This window comes from Nissabacter sp. SGAir0207, assembly GCF_005491205.1.
In the GTDB taxonomy this organism is placed as follows: domain Bacteria; phylum Pseudomonadota; class Gammaproteobacteria; order Enterobacterales; family Enterobacteriaceae; genus Chimaeribacter.
Genome location: NZ_CP028035.1, coordinates 1,304,540 through 1,327,569, shown reverse-complemented (window position 1 = coordinate 1,327,569; position 23,030 = coordinate 1,304,540). Strand labels below are relative to the sequence as shown.

Genomic DNA, 23,030 nt, shown 5'->3' with positions numbered 1-23,030 from the left:
GGGTATAAAAAAAGCCCCATCAGTTTCCTGATGGGGCTTTTTTATCGGGCCGTTTAGCCCAGCACGCTGCGCACGTAGGCTTCAATCTCTTTGTCCTGACAGTGCTCAAAGAAGCACTGCTGGAAGCGTTCGCCAGAGACAGCGGTTTTCACCAGTTCTTGATCCAGCGCGCGCAGGGTGTCGATGCAGCCACCTTTCAGCATACTGGTTTTCACCTGATTGAGGATGCCCGCGTTGCGCACCTGCGGCTCTTTGCGCTCTGGCGGGTAGCCTGCGCCGCGCTCGCCGGTGAAGGCTTTCTCAAAGATGAAGCGCACGTTCAACTCTGCGCCCCAGCCAAAGCCCTTGGCATACGGCAGGGCCAGTGCGTTGCCATTGTTGATCTGGGCGAACAGGTAGGCGTCGGCCGGATCGATGCAGTAGCCGCACACTACGCCGGGGTGCAGGTTGAGCGAGAGCAGCGCGCCCTGCCCGGTGCCGCAGCCGCTCACCACAAAATCAACCGCCTTGGCGTTCAGCAGCAGGCTCGCCATAATGCCGAGATGGATGTAGGTCAGGTGGTGATCCTGCTCGTCGCTCATGCCGACGTTGAAGACCTGATGGTCGCGCTCGGTTGCCACCTCGGTCAGCTGTTTCAGCACCACGGCATTTTTCGCTGCCTGGCTGTTCTCCATCATCAATGCAATCTTCATCTCGCTCTCCTTGTGGGGCGGCAGGCCGCCTCCGGTTGTCGCGTGGCCCGGCGCACCGGGCCGCAGAAAGGGTTAACGTGCCAGCCAGCCGCCATCGACGGCCAGGGTGTAGCCATTAATATAGTCGGCCGCCGGCGAAGCGAGGAACACTACTGGCCCCATCACGTCGCCCGGCGTGCCCCAGCGGCCTGCCGGGATGCGCCCCAGAATCTCCTGGCTGCGGGACTCGTCGGCGCGCAGTTGCTGGGTGTTGTTGGTCGCCATGTAGCCCGGCGCGATGGCGTTGACGTTGACGCCATGCTTCGCCCACTCGTTGGCCAGCAGGCGAGTGACGCCCATGACCGCGCTCTTGGAGGCGGTGTAGGAGGGAACGCGGATGCCGCCCTGGAAAGAGAGCATCGAGGCGATGTTGATGATTTTGCCGCCGCTGCCCTGCGCGATGAACTGCTTCGCCACCGCCTGCGACATAAAGAACACCGATTTGATGTTCAGGTTCATCACGTCATCCCAATCCTTTTCGCTGAACTCCAGCGCATCCTCGCGGCGGATGATGCCCGCGTTGTTGACCAGAATGTCAATGCGGCCAAACTCCGCCACCGCGCGCGCTACCAGATCCGGCACAATCGCGGTGTTACGCAGGTCGCCGGTCAGGCTGAGGAAGCGACGGCCCAGCGCCGTGACCTGCTGCTCGGTCTCGGCAGGCTCAACGATATTGACGCCGATGATGTCACAGCCGGCCTGCGCCAGCCCCACCGCCATCCCCTGCCCCAGCCCGGTGTCACAGCCCGTCACCAGGGCGACCTTGTTCTGTAGTGAAAATGCCTCAAGAATCATCATAGTTCCCTCAATGTGCCGCCGCCCCCGTTGGGCTGCTTGGATGGCAAGGATCCTAACGCAAATAAAAACGGGCGACAAATAAAAATAAAACGTTGTTTCATAAATTTTGACGGCGGTCAGAAAAACCTGGACGCCTGCCGTCAGGCGTCGGTGGTTGGCTGCGCCGGGCGGGCCAGCGTCTGCTTGTCGAGCATCTTGCGGCAGATCGGGCTGTTGCCCCAGCACGCCTCATAGGGGTAGCCCACCAGCTCCTCCACCACGTTGCGCGTCAGTGGCGTGACATCAGCGATCCGGCCGCCAGCGCGGATGCGCGCCACCTCATCCAGCACAATCTGGTGGGTGGTGCGGTTGAGCGTCATCTGCTTGCTGAACACCATCGCCACCAGCGCCAGCGACACCACGCCGATGCAGAACACCAGCGCAATGGCGATCACCGCGCTCTCCGGCTGGGTGTGGGACTTGGATTGGAAGCCGTAGAAGCTGAGGATCGCGCCCATCACGAACACCACCACCGAGCGCATCAGCTTGCCGGAGAAGGTCATCGCCCCGGCGTAGATCCCCTCGCGGCGGCGGCCGGTGAAGATCTCATCCACGTCCGCCAGGAAGGTGTAGACCGTCCACGGGATGTAGTAGACGCCGCCGGTGCCGATGCCAAACACCACGGTAATGCTGAGCATCGCCACCGTGGCGTAGGTGGCTGGCAGTTGCAGGAAGTAGAGCAGCGTGTAGCAGCCGACGGCGAACACCACGATGCCCAGCGCCAAAATGTAGGGGTTGCTGAAGCCCTTGCGCACGCACAGCCCGATAAAGATGGCGGTGGAGAAGAGTTGCAGCAGCGAGTTCAGGCTGTTGAGGCCCGCGACCATCGCCGGGTCATACTGCAACACGAAGATGATGAAGTAGGTGAAGACCGAGGCGAACAGCCACTCGGCACCGAAGCCAAACAGGTACATGCCGAGGTGCTTGCGGAACACCCGCAGATGGAAGGTAGAGACCATATCGCGCCCGAGCGACAGCATGGTCTGCCCCAGCGTCTTTTTGTGCAGGTCGAGGGCGCGTAGCGGTGCTTGCTGGCGCTCCCAAGTACAGAAGTAGAGCAGGCCGATGGCGATGAACAGGATCGCGCCGTAGGTCAGGCCGGTGTAGAAGAAGGGCTTGGCCGACTCCTTGCCGTAGATCAGGATGAACTGGCCGGGAATGAAGGCCGCGAGGAAGTTGGCCATCTTGCCGAAGATGGCCTTGTAGCCGGTGAGTTTTGAGCGAATGGCGAAGTGGGTGGTCATTTCGGTGGCCAGCGTCTCATAGGGCACCATCACCGAGGTGTAGATCAGCTCAAAGATCACGTAGGTGCTGAGGTAGTACCAGAAGCCGAAGCCCTCGACCCATAGCAGCGGGTAGAACAGCATCAGCGGCGCGCCAATCAGCAGGAAGAAGCGGCGGCGGCCAAACAGCTTGCCGAGGCGGGTGTGGCCGAAGTTGTCGGTCAGGTAGCCCATCAGCGGGTTGCTGAGGGCGTCGATGATGCTGGCGACGGAGAAGATCGCCGACGCCTCCAGCAGCGTCAGGCCGCAGAAGGTGGTGTAGAAGTAGAGCAACCAGGCACCGGCGATGGCCAGTGCGCCGCTGCCCAGCAGGTTGCCACCGCCGTAGGCCATCAGGTGCCGGAAGAGAATCGGCCGCTCTGCGTCACCTGGGGCCATCTGTTGCTTTTCCATAATTGAACCGCCGTTTTAATTTAACATGAATGGCGTTCTTATAATCAGGAAGCAACAATTTTGATGTGAATGGACTCACAGTTAGCCGCGTAATTGTTCACTGTTTATCCATTTTTGTGAACTGGCCGGGCCAATTCATGTTTCTCTTAGGATGACAGGAGGTTAACCACGCGCTTTTGTGCTACGCCCGGTGCGGCGGCCCCACAGACGGGGCAATACCACTTCCCACCGATCCACCTTTACTGGGTACTTTTCCGGGTCGCTGCTGTCGCTGGCGTAGTACACACAGATGGCTGCCACCTCGCAATGCGCCACCTCCATATCCAATTCGAAAGCCCACGCCGTGCGGCCCACTACCCGGCCCTGCGCGTTCAATAGCAGATACCTCCCCTGGCTCGCCTCCAGCCGCAATGGGTCACCCGGCTTCAGGGCGCGCACATCGGCATGTACCGCATGGCTGGCGGGCTTGCGGCCAGTAAAGCCAATGTCCACCTCCTTCAACGTCAGGTAGTGGTAGTGGCGATCCAGCTCTGGCCGGTGGCTGGCCTGATAACGGCGGCACACCGTCTCCCCCGCTGCCAGCTCGCGGCCGTAGCTCCGGCCATCCTCCCATTCGCCGAGGGTCAGCGTCTCTTTGGCGCGGGTCATGCCGACGTAATAGAGGCGGCGATCCTCCTCGAGATTGCTGCTGCTGCCCCACCCGCCATCCAGCAGCACCACATGGCGGAACTCCAGCCCTTTGGTGGAGTGCACGGTGCCGACGTAGAGGCCGGGTTTCGGCTGCTGGCGAATCTCGCGGGCATAGTCATACAGCCACGACACCACCGCCGCCGCGGGTAGCGGGTGCTCACCCTGCTCGCTGCGTAACTGCCACAGCGCCTCCTGGAAGAAGTGCTGCCAGCGCGGCTGCGTCCACATCGGGCCGAGGCGCGCCTCCAGGTCGCTGACGGGCAGCGCCGGTTGCGCGCGGATCTGCTCAAGGGTGGCGACAAACTCCCGCTCACGCGTCAGGGAGCAGCCGTCATGACCATCAGCGGCCAGGTGGTAGGGCACGCCCTTCTCTTCGCACCACGCCTGCACCGGCTCCAGCAAGTGGTGGCTGCGGGCCAGCACCGCGCAGCCGTCCCAGCTGCTCTCCCCCTCCAGCCGCCGCAGCCGGATCAGCTCGGCGAGCGCGGCCTGCGCCTGCACATTGGCCTCATGCCCCTTGTGACCAGCGATCAGCAGGCGCACGACCCGCCCCTGCGTGCTTGGGTCCAGCTCGCGCCAGCGCCCGCCATCCGGCGTTTCTTCCCGGCTGGCATTGATGCGGATCGGGTAGTCAGCTTTCAGGCGCTCAGGGATGCGCATGATCACACTGTTGGCGGCGTTGATGACATGCCGGCTGGAGCGATAGTTCTCCACCAGATAGTCGATTTTCGCCTCATATCGCTGCTCGAACTCGCCGATATAGCGGTTGTCGGTGCCGCGCCATTCGTAGATATTCTGGTCATCATCGCCTACCGCCATGATGCAGAGCCGTCCCTCCTCCTCCTCCTGCCGTCGGCCCGCCAGTGCGCTGACCAGCCGGTACTGGCGTGCATCGATATCCTGATACTCATCCACCAGAATGTAGCGGTAGCCGCGCAGTAGCCGCTCGCGCAGGTCATCCTCCCCCTCCTCTTCGGTGGCGGCCTTGCCCTCCAGCAGATCCACGGCGTGTTGCAGGATCTTGTCGAAGGCCGATTCGCCCTTCGCCGCTTTCCCCTCTGCTTGCTGCTCCTCTGCCTGCTCGCCCTCCAGCCGTCTGCCGGTCAGCCGCATCGCCATGCTGTGGTAGGTGAGGATGGTCAGGCCATAGGCCTCCGTGCCCACCAGCGCCACCAGCCGCTGGCGGATCTCGTTGGCCGCGTGGCGGTTGAAGGTCAGCGCGATGATGCTGGCCGCCGGGATGCGGCGCACCCGCAGCAAATAGGCGATGCGGTGCACAATCACCCGCGTCTTGCCGGAGCCGGGGCCAGCCAGCACCAGCCGGTTGGTGTCCTCGTCGTCGGCCACAATCGCCTTCTGCACCGGGTTGAGGTTGCCGACAATCATCTCCCACGACTCTTCGCTGGTTGCCAGCTTCAGCACCCCCTCGCGCCCACGGAAATATTTCTGGATAAACTCATGGGAGAGCACGCTGAAGTAGTCGAGCACCAGATTCAGCGCCTGCCCCATCTCCTTCAGCGCCATCTCGGCGTATTCGCGCATCACATGCACCTGCACCCGCTTCTCGCGGTAGTGCTCATCCAGACGCGCGTAATCCTCCTTCAGGTAGTTGCCCTTTTTCTCCGGGTTGACGCGCAGGGTCATCGCCCGCCGCATCACCGTCATGCCGTGGTTGAGGCAGAGGATCTCCTGCTGGTGCAGGTAGAGCAGTACCTGCTCGGTGCGCGTTTTGCGCGCCTCCAGCGGGATGTGGCAGGCGATCTCCGGCTGCGCGGCAATCATGCCTGCCAGTTCGCCGAAGGTGGTCTCGACCAGCAGATCCTTGCCGCGCTGCCCCTGTAACTTCTTCACCAAAAAGGTGACCAGCGCCGCGGCCAGCAGCCGACGGCTCTCGCCCTGCTCCTGGATCTGTGACCAGCTCAGCCCGCCCTTGACCTGCAACCGCAGCGCATCGCGGTTAAGCTGCCGCAGCTCAAAACAGCCGCGCTGCTGGCTGTCGCCGTCGCGATCCTGCGACAAACTGCGCAGCAGTTGCAGCACCTGCACCGGCAACAGTTCGCGCCCCGCCAGCCGCTGCTTCAACTCCGCGGTCAGGGATTGCAGGTTGATCTCCAGCCAGCCGCCCGGCTCGTGATCCGGGTAACTCTCCTGGAACAGCGCAAACAGCGCCTGCTCCAGTTGGCTGCTCTGCTCCAGCCGACGCTCCGAACTGCCGACCACGCCATAGCGCAGGTAGAGCGTCAGTTGCGCGTCATTCTCAATCAGCTGCAACGCCTCCATCTGGCGCAGCGCGCCGACAATCTCCTCATGGGTCTGGCTGGTCAGCACCATCAGCCGATCGGTGTCAATGCGCTCATCGGCTGGCGAGTCCGTGAGGAATTGCAGGATCGCGCGGTACTCCTCGCGACGGCGCGGGCAGGTCGGCCTGTTGCAGGCGGCGCTCCGCCTCTTCGCCACGCAGCCGCACATGGGCCGGGAAGATGCGGGTGTGGTTCTCGCCGCGCGTCAGGAACCCGCCGCGCTCCAGCCAGGCGATGGCGGTCGTGACCTTGGTTTCGGCATCCCGGTCATCAATGCTGAAGCTGGTGTCCACGCTGTCATCGAGCAGGATTTCGCCCGCCGTGATAATCAGCGGCCCCTCCTTGCAGCGCACGCTCTCCTGCCGCACCTTGCGCAAAATCTGCTTGATGTCACGCATACTCAGCCGGGCGCGCTCGCTCATGCCAAACTGCGACTCAATGTCCTGCGGGTCATACAGCAAGATGCAGCGGGAGGGTTGCTGGTCACGGCCAGCGCGCCCGGCCTCTTGCAAATAGTTCTCCAGCGATCCGGGGATGTCGGCATGCAGCACCAAGCGTACGTCCGCTTTGTCAACGCCCATGCCGAAGGCGTTGGTGGCGACAATCACCTGCAACGCGCCAGCCTTGAAGTTCTCCTGAATCAGCTTCTTCTCGCCCGGCGGCAGGCCAGCGTGGAAGTGGCGGCACTTCACTTCGTGCTGGAGCAGGTGGGCCGCCAGCTCCTCGGCATTTTTGCGGCTGGCGACGAACACCACCGCGCCGCCCTCGCCCACCCCTTCGGCAAGCAGCTGCCGGGTGAGCGGCCACTTCTCATTGCGCGTGCAGGGGATGACATCAAAGGCCAGGTTGGTGCGCTCATGCGTGCCGAGGAACTCGCGGAAGCGGATGCCCAGCTCCTGCTTGAAGTGGCTGCGGATATCCTCCAGCACGTCCGGCTTGGCGGTGGCGGTGAAGCAGCCGATGGCCGCCAGCGGCTGCCCGGCGCTGAACTCGCGGATAAAGCGGCTGGCGTAGAGGTAGTCGGGGCGAAAATCATTGCCCCACTTGGAGAGGCAGTGCGCCTCATCAAAGATCCACGCGCCAATCTGCCGCTGTTGCAGCGCCAGACAGAAGGCGCGGTTGCGGAACTGCTCCGGCGAGACCAGCAAAATGCCGATGTCGCCCATGCGGATCTTCTCCAGCACGTCGGCGCGCTCCGGCATGGTCAGCAGCCCATTGAGGGTCGCCGCGCACTGGATGTTGTGGGCCAGCAGCCCGTCTACCTGATCTTTCATCAGCGATTGCAGCGGCGAGATGATCACCGTCAGGCTGCCGTTGCGGTGGTAGCGGTTCAGGGCGGGCAACTGGTAGCAGAGGGATTTGCCGCCGCCGGTTGCCAGAATCGCCAGCACATGCTGGTTCTGCATCCCCGCCAGCACGATGGCGCGCTGGAGGCTGCTGCCGGGCCGCTCCTCGCGGAATTGGCTGAAGCCAAAGTAGCGCTGTAGCTCATGGCGCGGATCGTGGGTGGTCGCGCAGTAGGTGCAGCTGGCGTCATCGCACGGCACATCACGCAGTTCCGTCACCAACTGGCTGACGGCCGGGTACTGGTGGCGCACCCAGGGTGCCAGCACCGAGTTGCCGCCGGAGACGCGCAACCACGCGAGCAGGTAGGCGATCGGCTGGTGCAGTTCTGGCCGCGGCAGATCATCGCGCAGCAAACCGCGTAGCCGGGTCTGGCACACCTTCAGAGTGCGTTGCAGCGTGGGGTCTGTCTCGCGCATCAGCCGCCAGATCATCGTGTGCAGCATGTTGGCTGGCAGCGGCGGCTGGCCGGTCAGTTCGGTAAACAGTGCCTCAAAGCCACTGCCCTTGGGGGCCAGCAGGCTCTGGTAGCAGAGCAACTCCTGACGGTGCTGGGCATTGAGCTGGCTGAACGCCTGCTTCTGATCCTGAAATAGCGTCACGGTGGCGTGGCAGTCCGAGAGCGGCGAATTGAGGCTGCTGCGGATCAGCTTGTAATCTTTAATCAGGCGGTGGTAGGGGTTTTGCGGGAAGGCCAGCGGCGACAGGGTGAGTGTATCAATCGCTGGCAGGTGGTCGGCCAATAACCGCAGGCTGGGTTGCACCTGCCGTAATAATGGCAGGTCATGCTCCAGAATATTATGCCCCAGAATAAAGGCCGCCCCATCAGAGAGGGCATCCAGCCGCGCCAGCACCTCTGGCAAATTGTTATTTACCTGGGCCTCTAGCTGCTCGCCCACATCAGGGCGATAGCCGCCGACCTGAATAATGGTGGCCGGCTGCTGTTCGGTCGCGGGCACGGCCTCCAGATCAAACACCAACCCATTAATTTCATTACCTGCCATAGCGATTGCGATCCTTGCGCGAATACACCGGCTTTCCCAGAATTGTCTGGCCGCCAGCGCTCATCGGAAATAATAACGGCATTTTATACGCTAACGGAGGGCGGCAAAATAACCGTGTACGCACAATCGCTCAAATAATCTTAATAGGTGGCCCGGAAAGTCATTGCGCAGCGAAATAATCACCTGCCAATAAAAAAGCCCGCTGCTGCGGGCTAAGTATTTATATCGGTCAGGCGGGCCAGCGATTGAGGGTGATATTTCGCGTGGCAGCCTTTTCGCGGAATTCGCTGAGCAGCGCCCTGACATCCGGGTCAATATAGTCAGCGTTTTCGCGATCCACCATCACCACGCTGTTATCCGGGATCTCCGCCAGCAGGCGGTGCAGCCGTGGATTGTGCAGGAAGGTCAGGTTCTGCTGGAAACGCACCACGTAGTGGTTGTCATAGCGCGAGAGTTGCAGCGCGTTGGCGTGGCTTTTGTAGGTGCTGCACAGCAGTTGCGCCAGCAGCCCGACGCCAATCCCGGCCAGCATCCCCAGTAGCATGATGCCCGCGACGGTGGTGACAAACGGCACATACTGCGCCCAGCCCTGCTTCCACTGCGCCAGCCAGATGGCCGGTGAAGCCAGCTTGTAGCCGGTGTAGAGCAGCACCGCCGCCAGTACCGCCAGCGGGATGGTGTTCAGCAGCCCGCTAAAGAACAGCCCGCAGATCAGCAGCAGCACGCCATGCAGCAGGATGGACATTTTGCTGCGCGCGCCGGTGTTGACGTTCACCGAACTGCGCACGATCACCGCAGTAATCGGCAGGCCGCCAAGGAAGCCGCTCAACAGGTTACCGATCCCCTGCGCGCGCATCTCTTTATCCGGCGAGGGCGGCGGCGTCTGCTCCTTCAGCTTTTTCAACGCCTCCTGGCTGAGCAGCGTCTCCAGACTGGCGACCAGCGCCAGCGTCACCGCGATCAGGTAGACCGACGGATTGCGCCACGCCTGCCAGTCGGGGCGTACCAGCTCCCCGGCCAGCGCCTCGAAGCTGGTGAAGGCTGGCAGCGCGATGCGTGGCAGTGCCCCCTCCGGCAGCAGGCGCTCACCGAACACCACCGCCAGACTGCCCCACAGCACCGCCACCAGCGGGCCGGGCACGTAGGTCAGCCAACTGATGCGCTTGAGCGGCGGCGTAGTCCAGAGCCACATGATCAGCAGCGCCACCAGCGCGATGATCGCCGCCGCCGGCGAGATCACCAGCCCGTCGCCCTGCCCCTCTGGCAGGCCAAGCGCCACCGGGATCTGTTGCACAATCAGCAACAGCCCGATGGCCACTAGCATCCCCTGAATCACCGAACCCGGCACCAGCGAGATAAAGCGGCCAGCGCGCGCCACGCCCAGCAGGATTTGCAGGAAGCCCGCGAGGATCAGCGCCAGCAGCAGGGTGGAGAAGCTGCCGAGGGTCTCCATCGCGGCGGTGACGATGGTCACCAGCCCGGCGGCCGGGCCACTGACGGCAAAACGCGAGGGGCTAAACAGCGTCACCACCAGCCCGCCAATCACGCCAGTCAGCAGGCCGACGAACGGCGGCAGGCCGCTGGCCTGAGCGATGCCGAGGCAGAGCGGCAGTGCCACCAGAAACACCACCACCCCAGCCGGGATGTCATGGCGCAGGGTTGAGAGCGTCATGCTGGCCCCTCCATGCTGTGCTGCTCCACCAGCTTCTTCAGGTGCCCGCTGTGCAGGTCGTAGACGCAGCCATAGACCTCCAGCGGCCGCTGCTGCTGCCAGGCGAGACGCACCGGCCAGCAGGCGGTGAGGTGGGCGAACTGGCGGCGCACGTGCGCCTCGACCAGCGCGTTCAGGCGCGCGTCATCATCCTCATGCGGCTGTGCCAGCGCGGGCGACAGCGAGCGGCGCAGTACGCGCAACCGCCGTGCCAGCGCGCTCTCCTCCTGCGCCAGCGGCATCTCCGGCAAGACGCTGGCGGCCTGCACGCCGCCGCAGCCGTAGTGGCCGCACAGCACAATGCCCGTCACCTTCAGGTACTCCAGCGCGTACTGCAACACGCTCATCAGGTTGTCATCCTCCTCCATCACCATGTTGGCAATGTTGCGGTGGACAAAGAGTTCGCCGGGCTGGGAGCCGGTCAGCACCTCGGCTGGCACCCGGCTGTCAGAGCAGCCGATCCATAGGGAGTGCGGCTGTTGCGGGCGGGCGGTGTGGCGGAAAAAGTGGGGATCGTTCTGCTGCTGCCTTAAGGCCCAGCTACGGTTCTTGGCCAGCAAGGGGGTCAATATCGTCACGGCTTGTATCTCTCTGTTGGGGGACAGGCAGGGCTTTCCCGCCCACCCGGTTACCCATTAACCTGGGAAGACATTCATCAGAAAAACCAAACATTGTCAGGCTGTACACTGTCCATGTGTGCGGATGTCGGGGCTGGGCCATGCCGGTTGGCGGGCCGCGTTGTTGAGTGACATCCCAGTGAAAGGTACGGGATAAGAGTAATCGGCAAGTTACATCGATGCTTTTTTATTTACACAAAAATACTTTTCGATACAAAATGACAACATTAGCCACACTTGAGTTAACGAAAAGCCGATGGAAAGCCAGAAATTGGATAAGCGAAACTTATGTTGCCGCTGTTACCAGCGGCGGTAGGTCAGCAGTGAGGTGCGTTCGCCGAGCTGGTCATAGAGCGCGCGGGCGGCGGTGTTGGTTTCGTCGGTGGTCCAGTAGAGGCAGTGGCAGGGTTTCTCATCCGCCAGCTGGCAGGCGGCTTCCACCAGCTGGCGCGCGATGCCCCGGCGGCGCGCGGCCTCGCTGACGTAGAGATCCTCCAGATAGCCACAGCCCTGCTCGCTCCAGGTGGAGGGGTGGAAGGCCAGGTGCGCCAGGCCGAGCAGCGTGCCGTCCGGCGCTTCGGCCACCAGCCCGGCAAGGCGCTCGCCGATGCAGAGCCGCTCGAAGGTCAGCAGGGTAATGGCTTCATTGAGGCTGCGCTGGCGGGCATACAGGTAGCCGTCCCACAGCGGCAGCCAGTGCGGGTAGTCCGCGCTGGCCAGCGGCCGGATGCGGAGTGGCAGGGTGGGGTCAAGGGTTGTCATCAATCACCTCCCGGTCGTCGCGTAACGGTACGTTCAGCATACTGCATGATGCGGCAACCGTCAGCCCGCTACCCGGAAAGTGAGATTGATGCGCTGCGGCCCCATGCGCGGGTGCACCCCCTCGCGGATCGGCAGGATGCCGTGAAAGCGCAGGCGATCCACCCCGCCCCACACCAGCATGTCGCCATGCAGCAGCGGGTAACGTTGCGCCGGATCGCTGCGCGCCAGCCCGCCAAACTGGAAAATGGCTGGCAGCCCCAGCGAGAGCGAGACGATTGGCTGGCTGAAGTCCTGCTCATCCTTGTCCTGATGCAGGGACATTTTTGCCCCCGGCACATAGCGGTTGATCAGGCAGGAGTCCGGGCTGAAGCCGGGGTAGCCCGCTGCCGCCGCTGCCCGCTGCGCCAGATCGGCCAGCACCGGCGGCATCGGCGGCCAGGGGGCCTGCCCGCGCAACGGATCGCCCGCCTGATAGCGGTAGCCCTGACGATCGCTCAGCCAGCCCAGCGGCCCGCAACTGGTGGTGGCGACCGACATCGGCCGCCCGCCGGGGGTCAGCATCTTGCGAAATGGCGCGGCGGCGATCACCGTGCGCAGCGCCGCCAGCAGCGCCTCTTCCCCCTCCAGCGCAAAGCCGTGCAACAGCACCGCGCCCGCCGACAGGCGCTCGTGCCACGGCGCGCCGGATGGCTCAAACAGATCCGCCTGCATCCTCTGCCTGCTCCTCATCATGAAGGGCGCCCTCCCGCTGTAGCAGCGCCCGTTTGCGTTCTACCCCCCAGCGATAGCCGGAGAGTGCCCCGTCCTGCCGCACCACCCGGTGGCAGGGAATTGCCACCGCCAGCGGGTTGGCGGCGCAGGCCAGCGCCACGGCGCGCACCGCCGACGGCATCCCAATCTGCGTGGCCAGCGCGCGGTAGCTGACGGTGCTGCCGGGCGGGATGGCGCACAGCGCCTGCCAGACCCGTTGTTGGAACAGGGTGCCACGGATGTCCAGCGGCAGTGGCAGCCCGGCCTGCGGCTGGTCCATCAGCCCGGCCACCTGCGCCATCACCTGCGCGAACGCTGGCCCGGCCGCCGCCAGTTCGGCACGTGGGAAGCGATCCTGCAACTGCTGCACCAGCGCCTCCGGCGAGGCGTCCAGCAAGATGGCGCAGAGGCCGCGATCGCTCTGCGCTACCAGCAGCGCCCCCAGTGAGCACTCGCCGACGGCAAAGGTGATGCGCTCCCCCTGCCCGCCACGGCGGAAGTGCTGCGGTGCCATGCCGAGCGCCGCCGGGCTGGCGGCATAGAAGCGGCTGCTGGAGCCATAGCCCGCGGCGTAGATCGCCTCGGTGACGCTGGCGGCCTGCGGCAACCCGTCGCGCAGCCGCTCGGCGCGGCGGGCGGCGGCATAGGCGCGCGGCGTCACGCCGGTCAGCGCCCGGAAGCGGCGGTGGAAGTGCCAGGGCGTCACACCGGCGTCGGCGGCCAGCTGGGCCAGCGTCGGCGGTGGATCGCCCTCCTCCAGCTGACGGCAGGCGTGGGTGATGCGCGCCGCCCAGCGCTGCTGCTCGCTCTCCGCCTCTGGCCGACAGCGGCGGCAGGGGCGATACCCGGCGGCCTGCGCCGCTCCGGCGTCGGCAAAAAAGGTGACATGCTCCGGCCGCGCCCGGCGTGACGGGCAGGCCGGGCGGCAGTAGATGCCGGTGGTGCGCACCGCATAGACAAACGTCGCCTGCGGGTCACGCGCCAGCAGCTGCGCCCAGCGCGGGTCTTCGGTGATGGGAAGCGTGTTCATGCTGACTCTCCTGCGGTAAGGGAAACCCCGCCAGCTTACGCCAGCCGGGCCGCGGCGGCCTCCCGCCCCTTGCGCTCAAATCCAGTTTAGGGGCGTTGCAGCAGATCTTTCATCGCCCGCTCCATAAACTCACTCTCCTGCTCAAAGCGCCCCGGCAGGCCAGCGGAGTGGCCATAGGGGGAGATCAGCGGCCGGAACTCGCCGCGCGGCAGCAAATCGCACTCGATCCGCGCCTCCGCCATAGTGAAATAGTTATCGGTATCGCAGGGCATAATGATGGCATCGGCGCTTATCCGCCGCAAACGCGCGGCGAAATCGCCGCTGAGCCGGGTGTCATGGCTGATGTCCGCGTGGCGCCAGGTCTCCAGCTGGGTCAGCAGGTCATTGGCATCCTGCTGCTGGTGGTTGCGCTCCCACGCACGCATCAGCGCCTCCAGGCTCTCATAGCCCATCCCCCGGAATAGCTCGTCACGGAAGAAGGCCGCCGAGTAGGCCCAGCCAGCGTAGCTGCGGCCAAAGGCGGCCAGACCCCGCAGCGGCGGGATCAGGTAGTCACCGTTGGCGAAAGCGCTGTCGGTCAGCAGCGCATTGCGCATCCCATCAATGAACACCCGGCTGAGCGGGCTGCAACGCGCCGCGCCGCACACCACCAGCAGCCGTTTCACCCACTCCGGGTAGGCGGCCGCCCAGTGCCAGGCAAGCATCGCCCCCACCGACCAGCCCGCCACCAGCGCCAGCTGCTTGACGCCCAGGTGCCGGTGCAGCAGCTGGTGCTGGGCATGGACGTTGTCCGCCACGCTGACCAGCGGAAAGCGGCGGCCGGGCTGGCTGACGCTGTTGCTCGGCGAACTGGAGAGGCCGTTGCCGAACATATTGACCAGCACGATGAAGTAGCGATGCGGATCGAGCACCCGCTCCTCGCCAATCAGCGGCACAAAGGAGTAGTGCCCCTGTGAGTAGTGGCCCAGCAGCAGGACGGCGTTGTCCCCCGCCGCGTTCAGCTCGCCGTAGGTCTGGTAGGCCAGCGAGGCGCCAAGCAGCGTGCCCCCCTGTTGCAGCGGCAGATCGCCCAGTGAAAAGTGTTGGAACTCGTTTCCCATGATCATCCTCAATCAACGTTCGCGTTTTTTTATTTTGACGTTGGCCTGATGCCCCAGAGGGGCAGAGATGCACGGCCCTGACCAATTACCTTACGCGGCCGCTCGCCGTCGCGGTAGGTAAGCCGTCCCAAAAACGGCGGCAGGGGAACGAGGGGCATAAAAAAACCGGGCGCAAAGGCCCGGTCAGGAAGCGGGGAGAGGGTTACTTGACGGTGTGTGCCTTCACTTCGCCCATCGCCTTCAGCTTGCGGGAGATCTCGCGGCGCTCTTTGGAGAGGTCAGCGTTCTTGATGATGTAGTCATCCACGCGATCCTCGTAGTCACCACGCATGTTGGCGATGATCGCCTGAATCTCTTCGATGCTCATGCCCGGCTTGATGTAGTCACTCAGGTTGTCCAGCAGCAAAACACGTTTCTGGTTGTCGCGGATCTTTTTCTCATTGTCTACGATTTCGCGTTGGAGCTTGTTCTTACGACGGAACAGACGAACGAACTCCAGTACATCCTGGAAACTTTGCTTGTTTGCATTATCCATTTTTACACCTTTGCTTAAGTTTTACACAAATTCATTCACTGACGCGCGGCTGACCACCCTACCCTATCACCGGGGTCAGAGATAGCCCTGATCGTCCTATCTTACCCCCTTTGCCCGGCAAACAACACTGCCCCTCACGCGGACTTCTGCATCGCCAGCGTCAGCAGATCGCCCAGCTCTTTCAGCTGTTTGGTCAGCTCCAGGCTCAGCCACAGGTAGCCATAGATGGGCGGCTCCAGCGTGTGGCCGCCGCCGGCCCCGTGCAGCAGCGATTTTAGCTCATCGGCGATCTCTTCCATCTCGCGCGGGAAGTCGCGCTCACGCTGCGGATCGCCATTGCGCAGGATGTCCGCCAGCGTCTCCATTGAGTGCAGGGTCAGCAGCTGCGCGCTGCGCAGGGTGCGGGCGTTGAGCATCAGGAAGTGGCTCTCGCGGGATGACCAGTAGGCGTCCACCAGCAGCTCCAGGGTGCAGACCAGATTGCGGCTGAGGGTCTGGATCGCCTCGAATACCTCCTTCTGGATGCCGGTCTCCTTGCTGGCCGGGGCAATCAGCGCGCGCAGTTTGACAATCTGCGCCAGCAACCCTTTCAACCGCCCCTCCAGGTGGGGTCGCTCCACCATGTTGGGCGACTGGTAGGCGCCGTAGAGTTTATTGAGGTGGGTCAGCCCCTCCGCCATCTGCAACCGCCAGTGGATAAAGGCACGCTGCGGGTAGATGCTGGTGAACAGCAGCGCCAGAATGGAGCCGAAGATCACGTCGCCGCTGCGCCAGAGCGCAGTTTTGATGTCGCCGGTTGCGCCGCCGCACACCACCGCCAGCGTGATGCCAATCAGCAGCGCCATGTAGGGGCGCTTGCCGAGCGTCAGGTAGCCGCAGGCGAACATCACCAGCAGCGACCAGATCAGCATCAGCGGCAGCGAGTACATCTCCAGCCAGAGCGCCACCAGCCCGGAGAGCGAGCCGAACACCGTACCCGCGATGCGTTGCAGCGCGCGCGGCAGCACGTTGCCCCAGAAGGAGATCGGCCCCATCACCACCACCAGCGTGATCAGCGGCCAGGTGCCCTCGGGGATCGCCAGCAGGCGCACAATCAAAAAGGTCAGCACAAAGGCCAGCGCGATGCGCAGGCCATGCATGATGCGGTAGTGGCGATAAATAACATGCTCAAAGGGTGAGATTTTCTTGTCCAGACGCACAATTTGCCTGTGGGTTAAGCCGTAAAGTAGCCCAGTGTAGCCCAGCGGGCGCGGGGTGCCCATCCCCGGTTGGCTTGCCCTTGGAATTCAGTCTTTTACATCTTTTTACACTTACTGATCCTTTTCTGGGTTAGTGCTACACTCGCGTTTTGCTCATTACAGGTCACTCAGGATGATAAAGCTGTTTACCAAATATGCGCTGGTGGGGGTGATCAACACCCTGATTCACTGGGTCACATTCGCCCTGCTGTTCTACGGCGCGGGCGCGGATCAGGCGCTCTCCAACTTTGGCGCTTTCTGCGTCGCGGTGACCTTCTCCTTCTTTGTGAATGCGAAAGTGACGTTCAAAAGTGACGCCACCACCATCCGCTACATGTTCTACGTACTGTTCATGGGCGCGCTGTCGGTCACTGTCGGCTGGGTGGCGGAGATCAGCGGCTTGCCCGCCCTGTTTACCCTGATCACCTTCTCCGCGATCAGTCTGATCGTCGGTTTCCTTTACTCGAAATTTTTTGTGTTTAAGGCTAAGGAAGCATCATGAAAATTTCCCTTGTTGTCCCGGTATTTAATGAAGAGGCAGCCCTGCCGCTGTTCTATCGCGCGGTGCGCGATTATCCCCCGTTGCAGGCCTACCAGATTGAGATCATCTTTATCAACGACGGCAGCAAGGACAGTACCGCAGAGATTGCCGCCGCGCTGGCGCTGGCTGACCCGCTGGTGACACTGATTAACTTCACCCGCAACTTTGGCAAGGAACCGGCGCTGTTCGCCGGGCTGGAGCACGCCACCGGCGAGGCGGTGATCCCGATCGACGTCGATCTCCAGGATCCGATCGCCGTGGTGCCGGAGCTGATCCACGCCTGGCAGCAGGGGGCGGATATGGTGCTGGCCAAGCGCATCGACCGCTCCACCGATGGCCGTCTCAAGCGCAAGACCGCCGAGTGGTTCTACAAGTTGCACAACAAGATCAGCAGCCCGAAAATTGAGGAGAACGTCGGCGATTTCCGGCTGATGTCGCGGGAAGTGGTGGATAACATCCTGCGCCTGCCGGAGCGCAACCTGTTTATGAAGGGGATCCTCTCCTTTGTCGGCGGCAAGGTGGACGTGGTGGAGTATGCCCGCGCCGAGCGCATCGCCGGTGACTCGAAATTCAATGGCTGGAAGCTGTGGAACCTGGCGCTGGAGGGGATCACCAGCTTCTCCACCCTGCCGCTGCGCATCTGGACTTACCTGGGATTGGGCGTGGCGGCGCTGGCGCTGCTGTACGCCGTCTGGATGGTGATTGACAAGCTGATCTGGGGCAACCCGGTGCCGGGCTACCCCTCCCTGATGGCGGCCATCCTGTTCCTCGGCGGCGTGCAGCTGATCGGCATCGGCGTGCTGGGGGAGTACATCGGCCGCATCTACATCGAAACCAAGAACCGCCCGCGCTACATCACCAAAGCCAGCAGCAAACAGCCCCCGCGTTAACCGACGATACCCTGCACATGGGTTCGCAGGAAGGTCACCTCCTCCCCCACCCGGTAACGGCAAGGGGTGGAGGCCGGCTCCAGGATGTCAGTCTCCATCACCTCGCCAACATAGTGGCCGGCATTCAGGCCGGTGATGCGCACCACCAGTTGGTGGCTTTCAGGTGGGCTGCCCTGCGGCACCATCACCAACAGCACCCGGTCGCCGCTCTGCAACTCCGGCACCAGCGGTTGCAGCGCGGGTTCAAACAGCTCTTCGTCCATCGTGTTTACCTGCTCATCAAAGGTGGTTATCTGCCGGCGCCGTGCGGCCCCGGCCGTGGGCGGCCGCTCAGGCCGCTTGCTGCTCCGGTTTTTCGGGCGTAATCATGATCTGGCTCGGCAGCGCCAGCCGTACCCCCATCTTGTCCAGCTCCTCAATCAACCGGATATTGATCTCCTGCTGGAGATCCATGTACTGGTTATAGTCAGCGGTGTTGACAATGTGCACCACCTCAAACGTGAGCCGGTCCGGGCTGAAGGCGGAGAAATGGGCGCGGTCAAACCGGGTGCCGCCCACGTCCTGGATGATTTTTTTCAGCAGCGCGCCAATTTTGCGCAGCTTCTCCGGCGGCGTATCAATCGAGACGCCAAAGGTAAAGACGATGCGGCGGGTCTGCATACGCTTGTAGTTGTGGATGGTTTGCTGCAACAGGATGGTGTTGGCGCAGACAATCTGCTCACCGCTCAGGCTGCGGATGCGGGTGGTCTTCAGGCCAATGTGCTCAATGGTGCCGGAGACGTTGTTGAAGATCACGAAGTCGCCAATCTCAAACGGCTTGTCAAAGCCGATGGAGAGCGAGGCGAACATGTCGCTCAGCACCGTCTGCACCGCCAGCGCGATGGCGATACCGCCCACCCCGAGGCTGGCCATCAGTGCGGTGATGTCCACGCCCGCGTTTGCCAGAATGGAGAGCACCATGATCGCCCACACCAGCGTGCGCATAATGACGCCCATAATCACCAGCGTCACTGGGTTACGGCGCGAGCCGGGGGAGTAGATCAGCTTTTTCAGCCAGGACTGGATCGCCTGATCCAGCCAGATGGCGATCTGGATCGCCAGCACCAAAAACCACGCATGTGACAGCGTGCCGTAGAGGCGATCGGGTATCGGCACAAAGCGCAGGCTGAACAGGAAGGCCGCCACCAGAATCAGCAGCTTTTTGGTTTTGCCAATCACCTCGGAGATGATGAGGTTGGCGTTGTTCTGTTTCTCATTGGCCCACGCCAGCATCCGCTTATGCACCAGCCGGATGATCCGGGTAATGACCCAGTAGGTGACAATGGTGATCCCCAGTACCAACAAGACGTCCACCCAAAATGGCAACGTCAAAAATAGCCCTATATAGTTAATATTCTGTAACGTCTCCATTCTCCCTCACCGTATGATTATCTTCAGGAACATCGGCCTGTTAGTATAGTCCAGCCTGGCAGGCCACGCCGGGCGCGGCCCGCCCGCCGCCGCTGCGGTGCCTTCAGGCCAGGGGGATTATGGTTTACCATAGAGGGAGCTGCGCCGGCGCACTCCCGGCGTGTCATGACCCCGGACGGCGCACAGTGCGGCGCCCCATCCCTAGATAGAGAGCCTCAGTGAAAAACGAAAGCCACCAGCCTACGTTCTACATCCACGACTACGAAACTTTCGGCAAAAGCCCATGGCGTGACCGCGCGGCGCAGTTTGCCGGCGTCCGCACCGACATGGACTTCAACATCATTGGCGAGCCGCTGGTGATCTTCTGCCGGCCCGCCGACGACTACCTGCCAGAGCCGGAGGCGGTGATGATCACCGGCATCACCCCGCAGCACGCCCGCGCCCAGGGGTTGCCAGAGGCGGAGTTTATCCGCCGCATCCATGATGAGTTCAGCGTGCCCAACAGCTGCATCATGGGCTACAACAACATCCGCTTCGATGATGAGGTGACGCGCAACCTGCTCTACCGCAACTTCTACGATCCTTATGCCTACAGCTGGCAAAATGGCAATTCGCGCTGGGATCTGCTGGACGTGATGCGCGCCTGCTATGCGCTGCGCCCGGAGGGCATTGAGTGGCCGGAGAATGAGGAGGGCTTCCCCAGCTTCCGGCTGGAGGATTTGACGCGCGCCAACGGCATCGCCCACGAACATGCCCATGACGCGATGTCTGATGTTTACGCCACGCTGGCGATGGCAAAACTGGTGAAGCAGGCGCAGCCGCGGCTGTTCAACTTCCTGCTGACCCATCGCAGCAAGCACGCGCTGACGGCGCTGCTGGATATCCCGCAGATGGCACCGCTGGTGCACGTCTCCGGCATGTTTGGCGCAGCGCGCGGCAACACCAGCTGGATTGCGCCGCTGGCCTGGCACCCGGAGAACAAAAACGCGGTGATTGTCTATGATCTGGCGGGCGACATGACGCCGCTGCTGGAGCTGGAGGCCGATGCGCTGCGTAAGCGGCTCTACACCCGCCGCGACCAATTGGCGGGCGAGGCAGCGGTGCCGCTGAAGCTGGTGCACATCAACAAATGCCCGATCCTTGCGCCAGCCAAGACGCTGCTGCCGGAGACCGCCGAGCGGCTGGGCATCGACCGCCAGCGCTGTCTCGCCAACCTGCAACTGCTGCGCGACAACCCGCAGGTGCGGGAAAAGGTGGTGGCGCTGTTTGCTGAGGCGGAGCCGTTCAACGGCAGTGACGACGTGGATGGCCGCCTGTATGACGGCTTCTTTAGCGACGCCGACCGCGCCACCATGAAGATCATCCAGCAGACCGAGCCGCAGAACCTGCCAGCGCTGGAGCTGCCTTTCCAGGATGCGCGCATGGCGCCGTTGCTGTTCCGCTACCGGGCGCGCAACTACCCCGCGACGCTGGATGACGCCGAGCAGCAGCGCTGGTTGCAGCACCGCCGCGAGGCGCTGAACCCAGAGCGGGTACAGCGCTATTTGCAGGAGCTGGAGGAGCTATACAACCTGCACGAGGGGGACAAGGAGAAGATTGCCCTGCTCAAGGCGCTGTATGACTATGGCCGCGAACTGGTGGGCTGACCTGTCCCTGAAATACAGAACGCCTGATGCAGCGCATCAGGCGTTCTGAGGGCATAAAAGTGTCAACCTATGTTAGGACTAGTCAACGTTCAGTCATTAAGAATTACGTTAATACGACTCATATTTAAGCCCGTAATTCCTACTCCACCTAACGTCAAAAAGTGGCTTTCTATCAATACACCGGACCTCTGTCGGGATGTCGTTAAAACAAAAAACTTCATCTGTGGAAAACAGCAGGCTTTCATCCGGTTCCGTGCGATACCCATTCCCAAAATCAATAATCCATACATGGTAAAAGCCATCTTTCCCCTTGTGAGGTATCCCGTATTTCGCCTGTATCATGTCCTTATTGGCTTCCCACCAGCCTATCTGACGGCTTTTCAGGTACGGAAAATGCTTCACCAGTATCGTATCGCCATCATGTACCGCTACAATCTCAACCGGCGTCAGATACTGCCAGAGCAGATAGCCACCGGCAGCAGCAGCGATAACGCCTGCTATCAGCCGCTTATTCACCCCGCCTCCTTTTCATATGGAAAAAATTATCGATAAAACTGACCGCTATTTTGGCTCCAGCCAATCCATCGAAGTCTGTTTTTTCTAATGCATCGTGCATCTACATGCATATCATCAAAGCAAAGTAAATCTGAATCTTCATCCGTGCCTTGATCAACGCGATAGCCATCACCATAATCCATAATAAATACTTGATAGAAGCCATCCTCAGATATGTGAGGAACCCCATATTTTGCCTTTATCATATCCTTATTGGCTTCCCACCAAGCTATCTGACGAAATTTCAGATACGGAAAATTCCTGACAAGAATAAAATCGTCGCTATGTACTGCAACAATCTCAACGGGTGTCAGATATTGCCAGAGTAAATAGCCACAGCTTGCTGCTGTGATAATACCTGCTATCAGTCGTTTATTCATCCTGCCTCCCGGTGATTTCTATAGTAGTATTCATCTCGGTGATAAATGGTCTGTAGCCGTATTCATCCCAACGCTGAAGCGCGAACCACAATCGGAAGATGCGAAATTCACGGTATATAGGGTTCAGGATGTCAGCAATATCAAGGCCGAAGTGATCTTGGATTTGATAATGTACCCTTGCTCGATAAGAGTTACCCTCGACTTCCAGTGACTTGAGTGTGATATGTGTCGCCCAGGTATCATGGACTGAAATTACCAGTCCGTTAGTACGGTCGAGTAGGCTGTCAAATTTAGGCAGAGTTGACGAGCTAACAGTCTTAAAATTTCCTTCTTCATTAAATAAAACACCCTTTTTAGCAAGCGGAATAAGTCCATATTCGTAATTAATGGCATCTTTCAAAGCATCTTTGATACTCAGCAAAGAACTTTGTTCAGAACGGTCATTCAGGATCTGCTCTTTCAGCGCTCTGTCCAGCAATGGGCTGCTGTACGGCGTGCCGCTGTTCTCCTGCATATGGTCGATCATTTCCGTAATAAGCTCTTTATAGGGGCCGTGAAATGAGAACATATGCGCCAGTTCCCGAAACTCATCAAACATGAGACGTGCGCTTTCATCACGACTGACTGCTTCTTCCGTCAGGCTGCCCGGATAAAACCCACTATATGGATTGGCAGTCACGGGCGGTATCAGGGTAAGCGTATACGGGTTGACTCTCGCCGAGATATCCGTCAAACCAAAACGCGCTTTCAGCTCGGCCTCGCTAAGGTCGCCGTACTGCATATCCTTTGCGGCGTAATCATCCATTGTGCGCTGAGTGGCATAGATAAGCGCCGGGATGGGCATCGGTTCAAGCCCCTTCTCTTTTGCCTCGATAAGTTTCTTCTTCCGGGCTTCCTGCTTCCGCTCCGCTACGCGACCGGCGTTGCAGTCACTGTCATAGGTATGCGAGAGAACAGACGGAATAAATCGGGCGCGACAGGGGCAGGAGCTGTAGCTGTCCAACGAACCCGCCCACTCTTTCAGTTCTCCGCCGACCTGGTAGGTATCCCCCATACCGCCGCAGACGCGGAACCGTCCCTCATGCTTCCCACAGGTCACCGGGTCACCCTCCCTGACCTGCTGCCTCACAATGCCGCCTATTTCGTAGGTATCGTCAGACGCACCGGCAAGAATGCGCCCCCCGCAGGTGGTTTTATCCAGGTGGTAGAGAAAAAAACCTTTGCTCGCCATACCAAATCCCTCTGTTTTGCATGGTTATAGAATCAACGCATCATAACAGGGC

General features: G+C 61.5%; 21 protein-coding genes. 3 read left to right on the top strand and 18 right to left on the bottom strand.

The window, feature by feature from the left end:
• Positions 1-53: 53 nt before the first annotated feature.
• From C1N62_RS05640 to C1N62_RS05585, 13 genes are all read right to left on the bottom strand, one after another.
• Complete coding sequence (locus tag C1N62_RS05640; RefSeq protein ID WP_137762706.1) at positions 54-692, bottom strand: RpiB/LacA/LacB family sugar-phosphate isomerase; 639 nt, start codon at positions 690-692, stop codon at positions 54-56.
• 72 nt (positions 693-764) lie between these two features.
• Positions 765-1,526 (bottom strand): 2-dehydro-3-deoxy-D-gluconate 5-dehydrogenase KduD, encoded by a 762-nt coding sequence (gene kduD / locus C1N62_RS05635; RefSeq protein WP_137764914.1) that lies wholly within the window; start codon positions 1,524-1,526, stop codon positions 765-767.
• Positions 1,527-1,669: 143 nt separating this feature from the next.
• The gene (locus C1N62_RS05630; protein WP_137762705.1) at positions 1,670-3,244 is read right to left on the bottom strand and encodes an MFS transporter; all 1,575 of its coding nucleotides are present in this window, start codon (positions 3,242-3,244) and stop codon (positions 1,670-1,672) included.
• Between the two features lie 162 nt (positions 3,245-3,406).
• Positions 3,407-6,391: an ATP-dependent helicase gene (locus tag C1N62_RS23310; protein ID WP_206057763.1), complete on the bottom strand. Its 2,985-nt coding sequence runs from the start codon at positions 6,389-6,391 to the stop codon at positions 3,407-3,409.
• Positions 6,288-8,582, bottom strand: a complete 2,295-nt coding sequence (locus C1N62_RS23305; RefSeq protein ID WP_206057762.1) for a RecQ family ATP-dependent DNA helicase — start codon at positions 8,580-8,582, stop codon at positions 6,288-6,290. The genes C1N62_RS23310 and C1N62_RS23305 overlap by 104 nt, the downstream gene beginning before the upstream one ends.
• 229 nt (positions 8,583-8,811) lie before the next feature.
• On the bottom strand, positions 8,812-10,254 hold the full coding sequence (locus C1N62_RS05620) for a SulP family inorganic anion transporter (RefSeq protein ID WP_137762704.1): 1,443 nt from the start codon (positions 10,252-10,254) through the stop codon (positions 8,812-8,814).
• Positions 10,251-10,880 (bottom strand): carbonic anhydrase, encoded by a 630-nt coding sequence (locus C1N62_RS05615; RefSeq protein WP_137762703.1) that lies wholly within the window; start codon positions 10,878-10,880, stop codon positions 10,251-10,253. Before C1N62_RS05615 ends, C1N62_RS05620 begins: the two co-directional genes overlap by 4 nt.
• Positions 10,881-11,210: 330 nt before the next feature.
• Entirely contained in the window at positions 11,211-11,672 is a 462-nt protein-coding gene (locus C1N62_RS05610; RefSeq protein ID WP_137762702.1) for a GNAT family N-acetyltransferase, read from the bottom strand.
• Positions 11,673-11,732: 60 nt separating this feature from the next.
• Entirely contained in the window at positions 11,733-12,383 is a 651-nt protein-coding gene (alkB, locus tag C1N62_RS05605) for a DNA oxidative demethylase AlkB (protein WP_137762701.1), read from the bottom strand.
• Complete coding sequence (gene ada, locus C1N62_RS05600) at positions 12,364-13,452, bottom strand: bifunctional DNA-binding transcriptional regulator/O6-methylguanine-DNA methyltransferase Ada (protein WP_137762700.1); 1,089 nt, start codon at positions 13,450-13,452, stop codon at positions 12,364-12,366. The genes alkB and ada overlap by 20 nt, the downstream gene beginning before the upstream one ends.
• Before the next feature lie 86 nt (positions 13,453-13,538).
• Positions 13,539-14,552, bottom strand: a complete 1,014-nt coding sequence (locus tag C1N62_RS05595; RefSeq protein ID WP_137762699.1) for an alpha/beta fold hydrolase — start codon at positions 14,550-14,552, stop codon at positions 13,539-13,541.
• 202 nt (positions 14,553-14,754) lie between these two features.
• Positions 14,755-15,087, bottom strand: coding sequence for a PTS system regulator TmaR (gene tmaR / locus C1N62_RS05590; RefSeq protein ID WP_137762698.1), 333 nt, complete (start codon positions 15,085-15,087; stop codon positions 14,755-14,757).
• Between the two features lie 134 nt (positions 15,088-15,221).
• Positions 15,222-16,286, bottom strand: coding sequence for an FUSC family protein (locus C1N62_RS05585; RefSeq protein WP_137762697.1), 1,065 nt, complete (start codon positions 16,284-16,286; stop codon positions 15,222-15,224).
• 172 nt (positions 16,287-16,458) lie between these two features.
• On the opposite strand from C1N62_RS05585, the gene C1N62_RS05580 reads away from it, so the two are divergent.
• The gene (locus C1N62_RS05580; protein ID WP_137762696.1) at positions 16,459-16,827 is read left to right on the top strand and encodes a GtrA family protein; all 369 of its coding nucleotides are present in this window, start codon (positions 16,459-16,461) and stop codon (positions 16,825-16,827) included.
• Positions 16,824-17,756 carry a glycosyltransferase family 2 protein gene (locus tag C1N62_RS05575; RefSeq protein ID WP_137762695.1) on the top strand — a complete coding sequence of 311 codons (933 nt, stop codon included), beginning with the start codon at positions 16,824-16,826 and terminating at the stop codon, positions 17,754-17,756. Before C1N62_RS05580 ends, C1N62_RS05575 begins: the two co-directional genes overlap by 4 nt.
• On the opposite strand, the gene C1N62_RS05570 is transcribed toward C1N62_RS05575, so the two are convergent.
• On the bottom strand, positions 17,753-18,019 hold the full coding sequence (locus C1N62_RS05570; RefSeq protein WP_137762694.1) for a hypothetical protein: 267 nt from the start codon (positions 18,017-18,019) through the stop codon (positions 17,753-17,755). The two genes, C1N62_RS05575 and C1N62_RS05570, sit on opposite strands and share 4 nt — an antisense overlap.
• Before the next feature lie 67 nt (positions 18,020-18,086).
• On the bottom strand, positions 18,087-19,166 hold the full coding sequence (locus C1N62_RS05565; protein WP_137762693.1) for a mechanosensitive ion channel family protein: 1,080 nt from the start codon (positions 19,164-19,166) through the stop codon (positions 18,087-18,089).
• Between the two features lie 218 nt (positions 19,167-19,384).
• Between C1N62_RS05565 and sbcB the strand changes: the two genes are divergently transcribed.
• Entirely contained in the window at positions 19,385-20,812 is a 1,428-nt protein-coding gene (sbcB, locus tag C1N62_RS05560; protein WP_137762692.1) for an exodeoxyribonuclease I, read from the top strand.
• A 108-nt stretch (positions 20,813-20,920) separates the two neighbouring features.
• Here the strand turns inward: sbcB and C1N62_RS05555 are convergent, their stop codons facing one another.
• The 3 genes from C1N62_RS05555 to C1N62_RS05545 are packed head-to-tail and all read right to left on the bottom strand — an operon-like array spanning position 20,921 to position 22,978.
• Entirely contained in the window at positions 20,921-21,328 is a 408-nt protein-coding gene (locus C1N62_RS05555; protein WP_137762691.1) for a DUF943 family protein, read from the bottom strand.
• Between the two features lie 26 nt (positions 21,329-21,354).
• Entirely contained in the window at positions 21,355-21,747 is a 393-nt protein-coding gene (locus C1N62_RS05550) for a DUF943 family protein (protein ID WP_137762690.1), read from the bottom strand.
• Positions 21,740-22,978: a PAAR domain-containing protein gene (locus C1N62_RS05545; protein WP_137762689.1), complete on the bottom strand. Its 1,239-nt coding sequence runs from the start codon at positions 22,976-22,978 to the stop codon at positions 21,740-21,742. The genes C1N62_RS05550 and C1N62_RS05545 overlap by 8 nt, the downstream gene beginning before the upstream one ends.
• Positions 22,979-23,030 lie beyond the last annotated feature (52 nt).